Source organism: Bradyrhizobium sp. SK17, assembly GCF_002831585.1.
Taxonomy (GTDB): domain Bacteria; phylum Pseudomonadota; class Alphaproteobacteria; order Rhizobiales; family Xanthobacteraceae; genus Bradyrhizobium.
In genome coordinates this window covers 5827825-5840617 of record NZ_CP025113.1, presented here as the reverse complement: position 1 = coordinate 5840617, position 12793 = coordinate 5827825, and the positions used below count along the sequence as shown (strand labels likewise).

Annotated in this window: 12 protein-coding genes and 1 pseudogene; 9 read left to right on the top strand and 4 right to left on the bottom strand. The window is 65.4% G+C overall.

The annotated features are described in order from the left end of the window. The first annotated feature begins 57 nt into the window (after positions 1-57). The gene (locus tag CWS35_RS27045) at positions 58-831 is read left to right on the top strand and encodes a CPBP family intramembrane glutamic endopeptidase (RefSeq protein WP_100954779.1); all 774 of its coding nucleotides are present in this window, start codon (positions 58-60) and stop codon (positions 829-831) included. Positions 832-870: 39 nt separating this feature from the next. On the opposite strand, the gene CWS35_RS27040 is transcribed toward CWS35_RS27045, so the two are convergent. From CWS35_RS27040 to CWS35_RS27025, 4 genes are all read right to left on the bottom strand, one after another. Then, the gene (locus CWS35_RS27040; RefSeq protein WP_100954777.1) at positions 871-1410 is read right to left on the bottom strand and encodes a chloramphenicol phosphotransferase CPT family protein; all 540 of its coding nucleotides are present in this window, start codon (positions 1408-1410) and stop codon (positions 871-873) included. A gap of 13 nt (positions 1411-1423) precedes the next feature. After that, positions 1424-2350, bottom strand: a complete 927-nt coding sequence (locus tag CWS35_RS27035) for an AEC family transporter (RefSeq protein WP_100954775.1) — start codon at positions 2348-2350, stop codon at positions 1424-1426. Positions 2351-2352: 2 nt separating this feature from the next. Beyond that, positions 2353-2835, bottom strand: coding sequence for a Holliday junction resolvase RuvX (gene ruvX, locus CWS35_RS27030; protein ID WP_168226379.1), 483 nt, complete (start codon positions 2833-2835; stop codon positions 2353-2355). Between the two features lie 75 nt (positions 2836-2910). Continuing rightward, a complete protein-coding gene (locus tag CWS35_RS27025; RefSeq protein ID WP_024582081.1) occupies positions 2911-3801 on the bottom strand; it encodes a LysR family transcriptional regulator in 891 nt (296 codons plus the stop codon). Positions 3802-3960: 159 nt separating this feature from the next. Here CWS35_RS27025 and CWS35_RS27020 point away from each other — a divergent pair, with 159 nt between their 5' ends. The 8 genes and pseudogenes from CWS35_RS27020 to gatB all read left to right on the top strand — a co-directional run bounded on the left by CWS35_RS27020 (position 3961) and on the right by gatB (position 11616). After that, positions 3961-4935 carry a nitronate monooxygenase family protein gene (locus tag CWS35_RS27020; protein ID WP_100954771.1) on the top strand — a complete coding sequence of 325 codons (975 nt, stop codon included), beginning with the start codon at positions 3961-3963 and terminating at the stop codon, positions 4933-4935. Positions 4936-4958: 23 nt separating this feature from the next. Further along, a pseudogene (locus CWS35_RS27015) lies at positions 4959-6034 on the top strand (NAD(P)H-dependent flavin oxidoreductase). Between the two features lie 94 nt (positions 6035-6128). After that, positions 6129-6416, top strand: a complete 288-nt coding sequence (gene gatC, locus CWS35_RS27010; protein ID WP_024582078.1) for an Asp-tRNA(Asn)/Glu-tRNA(Gln) amidotransferase subunit GatC — start codon at positions 6129-6131, stop codon at positions 6414-6416. A gap of 66 nt (positions 6417-6482) precedes the next feature. Beyond that, on the top strand, positions 6483-6722 hold the full coding sequence (locus CWS35_RS27005; protein ID WP_100954769.1) for a hypothetical protein: 240 nt from the start codon (positions 6483-6485) through the stop codon (positions 6720-6722). Further along, positions 6723-8198, top strand: coding sequence for an Asp-tRNA(Asn)/Glu-tRNA(Gln) amidotransferase subunit GatA (gene gatA / locus CWS35_RS27000; protein ID WP_100954767.1), 1476 nt, complete (start codon positions 6723-6725; stop codon positions 8196-8198). It begins immediately after the preceding gene. Between the two features lie 3 nt (positions 8199-8201). Then, positions 8202-8483 (top strand): hypothetical protein, encoded by a 282-nt coding sequence (locus tag CWS35_RS26995; RefSeq protein ID WP_100954765.1) that lies wholly within the window; start codon positions 8202-8204, stop codon positions 8481-8483. 165 nt (positions 8484-8648) lie between these two features. Next, positions 8649-10010, top strand: a complete 1362-nt coding sequence (locus CWS35_RS26990) for a patatin-like phospholipase family protein (protein WP_100954763.1) — start codon at positions 8649-8651, stop codon at positions 10008-10010. Positions 10011-10128: 118 nt separating this feature from the next. Then, on the top strand, positions 10129-11616 hold the full coding sequence (gene gatB, locus CWS35_RS26985; RefSeq protein ID WP_100954761.1) for an Asp-tRNA(Asn)/Glu-tRNA(Gln) amidotransferase subunit GatB: 1488 nt from the start codon (positions 10129-10131) through the stop codon (positions 11614-11616). Positions 11617-12793: the final 1177 nt, after the last annotated feature.

Genomic DNA, 12793 nt, shown 5'->3' with positions numbered 1-12793 from the left:
ACGTGGATGGCCGGGGCAGGCCCGGCCATGACGAACCGATAGGACCGAGGTTCGCTGATGGATTCTGTTACGCCGCAAGACACTGCTGCCGCTATCGATGCTGCGCCGCGCCCACCGCGGGTCTGGAAGTTCTGGGGCACCGCGCTGTGGGGCCTCGTGATCTTCGCCGCGATGTTCGTCGGCCAGGTTGGGGTCATCGTGTACCGCATCATCGCGCAGGGCGCCGAGCTTTCGGTCGCCGGCATCACCCATGTGGTCGCCGACGGCCTGACGATCTCGCTCTCGGTGCTCGCCGGCCTGCCCATGGTGCTGCTGGCGCTGTGGTTTGCGATCCGCCGGACCCGGATCCCGTTCGCCGATTATCTCGGGCTGCGCGGGACGTCGTGGAAGAACGTGATCATCGGCATCGTCGCGCTGGTCGTGCTGGTCGGCGCCTGGGACATGGTGTCCCGCGCTGCCGGTCGCGACGTGACGCCGGGCTTCATGGGCGACGTGCTGAAATCGGCGCAGGAGCACAGCGCACTGTGGCTGCTGGTGATCGCCTTTGCGGTCGCCGCACCGCTCTGGGAGGAACTGTTCGCGCGCGGTTGGCTGTATCGCGGCTGGTCCGAATCCAGGCTCGGCCCGACCGGCGCGATCCTGCTGTCGTCGCTGGTCTGGACGCTGATGCACCTCCAGTACGACTGGTTCTTCCTCTGCGAGGTGCTGTCGATCGGCTTGCTGTTCGGCTATCTGCGCTTCCGCACCGGTTCGACCTGGCTGACCATCCTGCTGCACGGGCTGAACAACCTGGCCGCGACGATCCAGACCTGGTGGCTGGCGGGGCAGTAGCACCTTCGCCAACCGTCATTGCGGGGAGCAGCCGGACGTTCAGGCGTTCGAGCGAAAACTCGACGAACGTTCCGCAGTCCGCCAACCTGTAAGCAGCCTTTCGACGTTGGCGTCCAGGCCATCGCGGGTATCCAGCTCGAGGTCGTAGGCCTTGCCGGCATGAATGGTCTCGTAGTCGCGCTTTGCGCTGCCCGCGGGTCTGTCGCCGCGCCGTTGCTCCCGTTCGATCAGGACATCGAGCGGGCAATGCACGGCGACGAAGAACACGTCGTGGCCGGCCATGAGGTCGCGAAGCGTCTCCAGCCAGCCCTCGGTATCCAGGATGTGCTCCAGGATGAGGTCGTTGCCCGCACCCGCGTAGGCGGCGAGCGAGGCGTGGAAGCCATCGAAGAACGCTCGTCGCGCATCCTTCCAGGCGAATTCGCCGCTCTGGAAGCGGCTCATCGGAAGCACGCCCGAGTCGCGAAGGTGATCGATCGAGATATGCCAGAACGGCCTTTCGATGCGGGCCTGCAAGGCTTTCGCGATGGTCGATTTTCCGCTGCTCGAAGCGCCATGAAGAAAGATGATCTGCGCCATCGCGGCGTTCCGCTTACGGTCCGACCGCGGCGATCACGAGCGGCATCGTGACCGCCGCCAGGATGGTTTGCAGCGTGATGATCTGGGCCAGCAGGGGGGCATCGCCGCCCATCTGGCGCGCCAGCACATAGGCTGACGGCGAGGTCGGCACCGCGGCGCAAGCCGCGACGATGGCGAGATTGGAGCCGGTGACGCCGAACCACACCGCGAGCGCAACCGTGAGCACGGGCATCGCCACGAGCTTCAGTACCAAAGCAACGCTGGCGGCGAGGCTGGGGCGGAAGATGCCTTCCGGATGCAGGCCGGCGCCGGTGACCAGCAGGCCGATCGCCAGCGACGAGCCGCCGAGCGCGTCGGCGACGTCGTGCCAGAGCTGCGGCAGCGGGACGTGCGCGACGTTGATGGCGAGGCCGATCACGCAGGCCCAGATCAACGGGTTCTTCAGCACCGTCATCACGATGGCGCCGACGGATCGTTTCTCCGACGAGGCGTATTTCGCCAGTACGGCGACGCTGAAGACATTGACCAGCGGGATGATCGCGACCATCGCGACCGAGGCCAGCGCGAGGCCGGTGCTGCCATAGAGATTGCGCGACACCGACAGCGCGACATAGGTCTGCCAGCGGGTCGCGCCCTGGAAGATCGAGGTGAAGGCCGGGCCGTCGACCCCGGCGCGGGCGAGCGGGCCGCGCAGCGCAAGGCAGAGCAGGCACATCACGAGCGCCGCGAGCAGCAGCGCGCCGCCGACGCCGGCAACCGGCACCTTGGTCAGGTCGGCCTTGACCAGCGTCTGCACCAGCAGCACCGGGAACAGCACGTAGTAAGTGAGCTGCTCCAGCCCGTGCCACTGGCTGTCGAGCCGCATCAGCGTCCGTTTCAGGATGAAGCCGAGCACGATCAGCAGGAACACCGGCAGCAGCGCCGCGATCACCACGGCCATGGTCAGCGCTCTCCGCGCAGCTTGGCGAGGCGGTCAAGCGCACCTTGCAGGATGAAGATCGCGGCGTGTTCGTCGATCACTTCGGCGCGGCGGGCGCGGCTGACGTCCATACCGATCAGCTCGCGCTCGACCGCGGCGGTCGAGAGCCGCTCGTCCCACAAACCGATCGCAAGCGCGGTGAGGCCCGCGAGATTGCGGGCAAAGGCCCGGGTCGATTGCGCGCGCGGGCCCTCGCTGCCGTCCATGTTGATCGGCAGGCCGAGCACGAAGCCCGCGGCGTTGCGCTCGGCCGCGATCGCGAGCAGCCGCGCCGCATCGGTCTTGAATTGCTTACGCTGGATGGTCTCGACGCCGGTGGCGAGCCGCCGGTCCGGATCGGAGACCGCAACGCCGATGGTCTTGGTGCCGAGGTCGAGGCCGATCAGCGCACCGCGATCGGGCCAGTGCGGCGCGGCTTCGATCAGGGGAAGGATGAGGGCGAGCATGGCGCTAGCGCTTAGCACGCGGCCACGCGCCGAGGCAAAGTCCGGCGGCGGGCTGGCGCCATGCGAAAACGCCGGTCAGGCGGCAATCACCCGGTCGTCGTTGCCGAGGCACGCGGCAAGCGCCTGCAAGGGACTGTATTGATGCGATGTGCGGCGCTGGATGAACAGCGTCTCGACATGTGCGTGTTGCGAGCCGAGCCTGTGGATGTTGACGTCGCGGAGCACATGATCGCGCTCGACGACGGCACGCGGCAGCAGGGTGACCCCCATATCGGCGGCGACGCAGCCGACCATGCCGTCGAGCGTGCCCAACTCGAAGCGGACGGCAGACGGCCAGCCGAACTCGGTGAACACCTGTTCGAGACGCTGCCGGTAGGTGCAGCCGGTGCGGAACACCAGCGCGGTCGGACCCGACTCCGAGGTGCCGGCGCGTAGCGCCGCGAGCGATTTCCAGCGCGGCGCGGTGACCAGCACCAGTTCCTCGGTGAACGCTGATGTCGTTGACAGGTCGGCGTGCTCGATCGGGCCGGCGACGAAAGCGCCATCGAGCGAACCGTCGAGCACGGCGGCGACGAGATCGGCGGTTGTCGCGGTGCGCAAGCTCAGGCGCACGGCAGGATAACGGCGGTGGAACTCGGCCAGCAGTGTCGGCAGTCGCACCGCGGCAGTGGTCTCCATCGAGCCGATCGACAACGGGCCCTTTGGTTCGCCATCGTCGCGCGCGGCGAGCACGGCCTCGCGCGACAGCGCCGCCATCCGTTCGGCATAGGGCAGCAAGCGACGGCCGGCGCCGGTCAGTGACATGCCGCGGCTGTGCCGTTCGAACAGTGGGGTGCCGATCTCGGCCTCCAGCGCCTTGATGCGCTGGGTGACGTTGGACTGCACGGTATTGAGCTCTTCGGCGGCCCGGGTGATGCCGCCAAGCCGCGCGACCGTGGAAAAGGTGAGCAGGTCGGTCAATTCCATCTGGGATCACCGTTTTATTTTAGAGATGGTAGCGTTCTCTAGTATTCATTTTCGGAGAATGTTAGGCCGGCTTAAGCTGCAAGTCCAGAACAGCAAGTCCAGAACAGCAAGTCCAGAACAGCAAGTCCAGAACAGCAAGTCCAGAACAGGGAGCAACGCATGCCGATCGGCACCGACTTGACGACGCGTCTGGGCGTCGAACATCCGATCCTGGCGGCGCCGATGGCGATGATTACGGGAAGCCGGCTGGTCAGGGCGGTGAGCGAGGCGGGTGGCTTCGGCATTCTGGGCGGTGGCTACGGAGACAGGGCGTGGCTTGAGGCAGAAACCGCAAAGCTGAAGGGGTCCGCAAGGCCATTCGGCATCGGCTTCATCACCTGGGGCCTCGCCAAGCAGCCCGAACTGATCGACATCGCGCTGGCGGCGCGGCCGCGCGCGGTGATGTTGTCGTTCGGCGATCCCGCGCCGTTCGCGTCTGCCATCAAGGCGGCGGGCGCGCTGCTGATCTGTCAGGTGCAGAATGAGGAACTCGCTCAACAAGCGCTCGATTGCGGCGCGGATATCCTGATTGCGCAGGGGACCGAGGCGGGCGGTCATGGCGCCTCGCGCACCACGCTCGACATCGTGCCTGCGATCATCGATTTCGCGGCAGGGCGGGTACCGGTCGTCGCGGCGGGCGGCATCGCGGATGGCCGCGGCCTGGCTGCGATGATGATGCTCGGCGCCTCCGGCGTGCTGATGGGCACGCGCTTCTATGCCAGCCTCGAAGCTGATGCGCCGGAGCGGGCGAAGCAATTGATCCGCGCGGCGAAGAGCGGCGAGACGGTGCGCGGCGTGGTGATGGACTGGTCGCGCAAATTGATGTGGCCGGCACCGTTCACCGCGCGGTCGCTCTCCAACGATCATTCGCGGCGCTGGAGCGGCCGCGAGATCGAGCTGATGCAGCGGGCGGATGAGATCGCGGTGGAATATGCCGCCGCGAGGGAGGCGGGCAATTTCGACATCGCCGCGGTGTTCGCCGGCGAATCCGTCGGCTTGATCCATGATATCGTTCCCGCGGCCGAGATCGTCGGCCGCATCGTCGCCGAGGCCGAGCAATCGCTGCACGGCAGGCGCAACTCTCTTCCTCTTTGACCTGAACAAGTGCGAGGCACACCATGTGGCCAGACCGTCGATTGATCGATCGCTTCAAGACCGAATTCCCGATCGTGCTGGCGCCGATGGCGGGCGTAATGGATGCCGAGCTGGTGATCGCAGTGGCGCAAGGGGCGGGCTCGGCTCACTGCCATGCGCGATGCTGTCGGCCGAGAAGGCCCGCGAGCAGGTCAACATCATCCGCCAGCGCGTCTCCGCGCCGGTCAACCTCAACTTCTTCTGCCACAAGGCGGTCGACGCCGATCCGGCGCGCGAGGCGCGATGGCGGCAGCGGCTGGCGCCTTATTTTCGCGAGCATGGCCTCGATCCGGATGCGGCGATCAACGCCGCCAACCGCGCACCGTTCGATGCGGCCTTCTGCGCCGTGGTCGAGGAATTGAAGCCCGAGGTCGTCAGCTTCCATTTCGGCCTGCCTGAGCCAAAGCTCCTCCAGCGGGTGAAGGGAGCGGGCGCCATCGTGATGTCGTCGGCGACCACGGTGAAGGAGGCGATCTGGCTGGAAGAGAACGGTGCCGACGTCGTCATCGCGCAGGGCGCCGATGCCGGCGGCCATCGCGCCATGTTCCTGACCGAGAATATCTCCGAACAGCCGGGCACGTTCTCGCTGCTGCCGCAGGTGGTGGATGCGGTGAAGGTGCCGGTCGTCGCCGCCGGCGGCATTGCCGACGGGCGCGGGATCGCGGCGGCGTTCGCGCTCGGTGCATCCGCGGTGCAGATCGGCTCGGCCTATCTGCGCTGCCCGGAATCCAAGGTGACCCTGCAGGGCCGTGTCGCGCTGGCGCAGGCGAGCGACGAATCGACCGTCATCACCAACGTGATGACCGGGCGCCCGGCGCGTGGCGTCGCCAACAGGGTGATGCGCGAGGTCGGCTCGATCTCACCGGATGCGCCGGCATTTCCGCACGCGGCGACCGCCCTCGGGCCCCTGAAGGCGGCTGCCGAAAAACAGGGCAAGGTCGATTTCACCAATCTCTGGGCCGGGCAGGCGGTGCGGATGGGCAAGGAAATGCCGGCCGCCGAGCTGACCCGGGCGCTGGCCGGGGCGGCGCTGGCACGGATAGGGCAGTTGGCGGGCTGATTTTGCCCCGGTTTCCAGCGCGGTTGCGGCGCAAAACCGGCCTCTGCTATACGGCAGGCTGACCTTTCAGCCTGACCACCCGAGGCCCTATATAATGTCCGTAGACGCCACGACCGTCCGTCGCATCGCGCATCTGGCGCGGATCGCGGTCAGCGACGCCGAAGTTCCCCATCTCCAGGGCGAGCTGAACGCGATGCTGGCCTTCGTCGAGCAGCTGTCGGAAGTGAATATCGACGGCATCGAGCCGATGACTTCGGTGACGCCGATGGAGATGAAGAAGCGCGCCGATGTGGTCAATGACGGTGAGATCGCCGATGTCATCGTCCGCAACGCGCCGGATACCGTGAACGACTTCTTCCTGGTGCCGAAGGTGGTCGAGTAACACTCGCCTGGTGTTTTCGAGCGAACTGGATGCCGGAAGCCCATCAAACAAAAGCGACAAAGTCCAATGTGTCTGCTCTGCGACGATGAGAAGGCCTACAAGGCCTATATGGATTTCCTCGATGTGATGGAGCGCAAGGGGAAGGTCGCCGATCCCAATGAGGCGATCGACGCCGTGCTCGACCAGCTCGAGGCTCTCGACGCCGAGCGCGCCAGGGAGAACGCCAAGGCAAACAGGGCGCGCCTGGACGATCCCGCCAACGACAAGACCCTGTCTCCGTTTTTCTGCAGCCCGATCAACAAATAAATGACCGATTTGACATCGTTGACGATCGCCGAGGCCCGCGAGGGCCTGGCGAGCAAGTCTTTCACCGCCGTTGAGCTGACCGATGCGCATCTCGCCGCCATCGAGGCCGCGCGCGCGCTCAATGCCTATGTTCTCGAAACACCTGACCGCGCCCGCGAGATGGCGAAGGCGGCCGACGACAAAATCGCAAAGGGTGAGGGCGGCCCGCTGGCCGGCATCCCGCTCGGCATCAAGGACCTGTTCGCGACCCGCGATATCAGGACCACGGCGTGCTCGAAGATCCTCGGCAACTTCATCCCGCCTTACGAGTCGACGGTGACCTCGCAGCTTTGGCGCGACGGCGCCGTGCTGCTCGGCAAGCTCAACAATGACGAGTTCGCGATGGGCTCGTCGAACGAGACCTCGTTCTTCGGTCCGGTCACCAACCCGTGGCGCCGCGAAGGCTCTAACACGACGCTGGTGCCAGGCGGTTCGTCCGGCGGCTCGGCCTCGGCGGTGGCGGCGTTACTCTGCATGGGCGCGACCGCGACCGATACCGGCGGCTCGATCCGCCAGCCTGCTGCGTTCACCGCAACCGTCGGCATCAAGCCGACCTATGGCCGCTGCTCGCGCTGGGGCATCGTGGCGTTCGCATCCTCGCTCGACCAGGCCGGCCCGATCGCACGCTCGACGCGCGATGCCGCGATCCTGATGCGCTCGATGGCCGGGCACGATCCGAAGGACACCACATCGGTCGACATCGCGGTGCCGGACTACGAGGCCGCGATCGGCAAGTCCGTGAAGGGCATGAAGATCGGCATCCCCCGGGAGTATCGGCTCGACGGCATGCCGGCCGAAATCGAGAAGCTGTGGAGCGAAGGCGCGCAGTGGCTGAAGGCCGCCGGCGCCGAGTTGGTCGAGGTGTCGCTGCCGCACACCAAATACGCGCTGCCGGCCTATTACATCGTGGCGCCTGCCGAGGCCTCGTCAAACCTCGCGCGCTATGACGGCGTGCGCTACGGATTGCGCGATCCGGGCAAGAACATCATCGAGATGTACGAGAACACCCGCGCCGACGGCTTCGGCGACGAGGTGCGCCGTCGCGTGCTGATCGGCACTTATGTGCTCTCGGCCGGCTATTACGATGCCTATTATCTGCGCGCACAAAAGGTGCGTACGCTGATCAAGAAGGATTTCGAGGACTGCTTCGCCAAGGGCGTGAACGCGATCCTGACGCCGGCGACGCCGTCGGCGGCGTTCGGCATCGGCGAGAAGGGCGGCGCCGATCCCGTCGAGATGTATCTCAATGACATCTTCACGGTGACCGTGAACATGGCGGGCCTGCCCGGCATCGCGGTGCCCGCGGGCAAGGACAGCCAGGGCTTGCCGCTCGGCCTGCAACTGATCGGCCGGCCGTTCGACGAGGAGACGCTGTTCTCGCTCGGCGAGGTGATCGAGCAGGCTGCCGGCCGCTTCACGCCGGCGAAATGGTGGTGAGCGATGGCCGAGTTCCGCGCCAGCCTGCATGACGCTGTGCCGGACTCGACGTTGTCGCCCGCGCTCGCGGCGTTGTGGTGGGCGGCGAAGGGCGATTGGGACCAGGCGCACCGCATCGTGATGAATGAGAGCGATGCCAGTTCGGCTTGGGTGCACGCTTATCTGCATCGCGTCGAAGGCGATCTCGGCAATGCCGGCTACTGGTATCGCCGGGCCGGCCAGCCAGTCGCCAAGGACACAGTCGAGGCCGAGTGGGAACGGATCGTCGCCGCGTTGTTGGCCTGAACGATCGGTACCAGATGCGGTGTCTCGGCACCGCGAACATTAACCCTGTTTCGGCCGCCATGCCGCCGCCCAGATTGGCCGTGATAGGCTGGTGAACCGGGCGGGGGCCAGCGGCAAAGAGAGTATTTCGTGCGTGGGTCGGGGATAGGGGGATGGCTGTCAGCGATGCTGGTGGCCGTGGTGGCGGCGGGCCTTGCCGGCTGCGCGACCGTCTATAACCTGCCGGGCAACGTGCCGCTTGGCGCCGCGCTTGCCGACAACAGCAGTGCCCGCGACTTTCCGACCTATGAAGATGATTTGCTGCTCGCACTGTCGTTCTCCGGTGGCGGCACCCGCGCGGCGGCGTTTTCGTTCGGCGTGCTGGAGGAACTCGATCGGGTGCATTCCGGTGCCGCCGGCACCAAGACGCTGCTGGATCGCGTCGACTTCGTCTCCGGCGTCTCCGGCGGGTCAATCACCGCCGCCTATTTCGGATTGAAGCGGCGTGCGGCGCTCGATGATTTTCGTGAACGCTTCCTACTGCGCAACGCCGAGGAGGGCCTGAAGACCCAGATCTCGCTCGGCAATATCGGACGCGCACTGGGTGGCGGCATCAACGACAGCCAATTCACCGACTGGCTCGATCGCAATCTGTTCAACGGTGCGCGGTTCGAGGCGTTGCCCGACGACCGCCGGCCGCGGGTCTGGATCAACGCATCCGACATCTACAACCGCACGCCGTTCGTGTTCGGCAAGACCTCGTTCGATGCGCTGTGCAGCGACATCCGCTCCTATCGTGTCGCCGAAGCGGTGGCGGCATCCGCGGCGGTGCCGCTGGCGTTCGCGCCGATCGTGCTGGAAACCTTCCCCGGCGGCTGTGCGGCGCCGCTGCCGCCCTGGCTCGAACGGGTACGCAACGATCCGAACGCGCAGCCGCTGTTGCGCTCCTATGCCGAGGCCCAGGCACGCTACCGCGACGGCTCGATGCGCTACGTCAAGCTGCTCGATGGCGGGCTGGTCGACAATTACGGCCTGTCGGGGCTGAGCATCGGCTTGCTCGCGGCGCAGCGTCCCTACGAGCCCTTGAGCGAGCGGCAAGCGGCCAAGCTCAAGCGCATCCTGTTCCTGGTGGTCGACGCCGGCCGCGGCATCTCCGGCGACTTCGTGCAGACGCTCGAAGGGCCGAGCGGCGTCGAACTGGTGTCGGCGGCCGCCGACACCGCGATCGATGCCAGCGTGCGATCGAGCTACGCGGCCTTCACCGCGCTTGCCAACGACTGGTCGGGCAAGCTGAAGCACTGGCGGTGCGGACTGTCGGCGGCCGATCGCAGCCGTCTCGGCGTCGGGCCCGGCTGGAAATGCGGTGATGTCGCGATCTATGTCGAGCGACTGGGCTTCGACCGGCTCGGACCGGAGCGTGCCGGCATCCTGAACGCCATCCCGACCCGGCTTTCGCTGCCGCCGGAGCAGGTCGACCAGTTGATCACGGGCGGCGCGGACGCACTGCGCGCGAGCAAGGCCTTTCAGCAGTTCCGGCGCGGGCTCTGAGCAGCGCCGCAGGCGACGGCGCGGCCGACGAGGGGCCGCAAGGCGGCTTGACTGGCGCGGTTGGTTGCGCGAAGCCCATTAGCATCCCAGATATCACTTTATCCGGACAACGAGATCCATGACCGCATCCGCCGCCCCGCACAGACTGATCAAGAGCGCCACCGGCGATTGGGAGGTCGTGATCGGCATGGAGGTCCATGCCCAGGTCACCTCGTCCTCGAAGCTGTTCTCCGGCGCATCGACCGCGTTCGGCGGCGAGCCCAACTCGCACGTCTCGCTGGTCGATGCCGCGATGCCGGGCATGCTGCCAGTCATCAACGAGGAGTGCGTCCGCCAGGCGGTGCTCACCGGTCTCGGGCTGAACGCCAAGATCAATCTGCGCTCGGTATTCGACCGCAAGAACTACTTCTATCCGGACTCGCCGCAAGGCTACCAGATCAGCCAGTACAAGTCGCCGATCGTGGGCGAGGGCGAGGTGTCGCTCGAACTCGACGGCGGCCGTAACGTCACGATCGGGATCGAGCGGCTGCATCTGGAACAGGATGCCGGCAAGTTGCTCCACGACCAGTCGCCGACGATGTCCTATGTCGACCTCAATCGTTGCGGCGTCGCGCTGATGGAGATCGTCTCCAAGCCCGACATTCGCGACGCCGAGCAGGCCAAGGCCTATGTCAGCAAGCTGCGCTCGATCCTGCGTTACCTCGGCACCTGCGACGGCGACATGGAGAAGGGCAGCCTGCGCGCCGACGTCAACGTCTCGGTGCGCCGTTACGGCGAGATCGCGCTCGGCACCCGCTGCGAAATCAAGAACATGAACTCGGTGAACTTCATCGGCCAGGCGATCGAGTACGAGGCGCGGCGTCAGATCGAGATCATCGAGGACGGCGGCACGATCGACCAGGAAACCCGGCTGTTCGATCCGAACAAGGGCGAGACCCGCTCGATGCGGTCGAAGGAAGAGGCGCACGACTACCGCTACTTCCCGGATCCCGACCTCCTGCCGCTCGAGTTCAGCCAAGCCTTCGTCGACGATCTCAAGGCGCAGCTGCCGGAACTGCCGGACCAGAAGAAGTCCCGGTTTATTACGGGCTTCGGCTTGTCGCCCTATGATGCAAGCGTGCTGGTCGCCGAGCGCGAGAGCGCAGAGTTCTACGAGACGGTGCTGTCGGGCCTCGCCGACAAGGCGCGCGACGGCAAGCTCGCCGCCAACTGGGTGATCAACGAACTGTTTGGACGCCTCAACAAGGAAGGCGTCGACATTGCAGCCTCGCCGGTGTCGGCACAGCAACTCTCCGCGATCGTCGGCCTGATCGGCGAGGGAACGATTTCCGGCAAGATCGCCAAGGACTTGTTCGAGATCGTGTGGCAGGAGGGCGGCGATCCGCGCGCGCTCGTTGAAACGCGCGGCATGAAGCAGGTCACCGACCTCGGCGCGATCGAGAAGGTGGTCGACGACATCATCGCGGCCAATCCCGACAAGGTCGAGCAGGCCAAGGCGAAGCCCCAATTGGTCGGCTGGTTCGTCGGCCAGGTGATGAAGTCGTCGGGCGGCAAGGCCAACCCGCAGTCGGTCAACGACCTCCTGAAGTCCAAGCTCGGCATCTGAACCAACAGGACAATGATGTTGTCCTTGGCGTTTGATCCAACCGGATCATGCTCTCGCGTGATCGCATCTAGCGTCGTCGCGCGCGCGTGAACGCGGCGTGATCTCGCCTCACGGCCTCCCTTTGTCGCCTCGATGATGCCGTCGGTGCCGAATCGCGGGATCCACGATTCGACCGGGAATCGGGTTCGGATGACCTCAGACGAGGCAAAAGTTGGCTTACCCACGAAATTTTTTTCGTTGCCAAAAATTGCGACTCGGAGGTCGTGGCGCGCCGTTTCGCGCAAGCGCGTTCGACTCAGCGCGACCGCGATCGTGCGTCGCGTGTTCGAATGCGAATTCACGAATTGCCTACAATACAAGTGGTTTCCGATGACGTTGACAAATGCCGATGTCGGACGCGATTGCGTTTCTCGCATTGACGCTTGAACGCGTCGGCAAGTTTTCCGGCGACGCGCGCTGCGCGCACTGCCATCGCTGCGTCAACACTTCCTTAAGCGGGACACTGTTTTTTTTGGTCTGTTGGTGTATTCGGGAAGTAGTGCATATCGATTCCCGAGTGCACGCAGCGTAGAGCCATCTCACATACTGGAGGGCAACATGGCTAAGAAGGCAAAGAAGGCGAAGGCGAAGAAGGCGAAGAGCGCAGTGAAGAAGACTGCGAAGAAGACCCGCAAGGTCGCCAAGAAGAAGAAGTAAGCCTCTCGCCTTGAGAGGATTGCCGGCGGCTTGATGCCGGCACGTCGCGAGAGCCATCGGACGGACTGCTGAGAGGCACATCCACCCCAAGGCTCTGGCTGACGAAAGAGGGTGTCGGCGAGACATCAGGTCAAACGGCTGGATCGAATTTCGGAGAGGGTAACCTTCCCAAAACCGGTCCGGCAGAAGAAACAGAGATTTCTTCGTTCGGTGCGGAGCCCGCTTGGTTCCGCAGTTTCACCGGCGAGAATGCCGCGTTGAAATCTGGTCCTGACGTGTTCGCCGACCCCCTCGTTCCGGCGGCCTGCGCAGTCCGCGCCCCGGTACCCATTCCCCCATTCCAGTTCTAAATCGATGTCGAGCCTCGAGGGCCGTGCGTTGTTGTACGCGTGCCGGCCGCGCTCGCTGTCCTGCGTCGGCAAGAGGGACGTGCGCCCCTCCGTCGATTCGAAGACCGGTTGCCGATTTGGACCGGCCGACG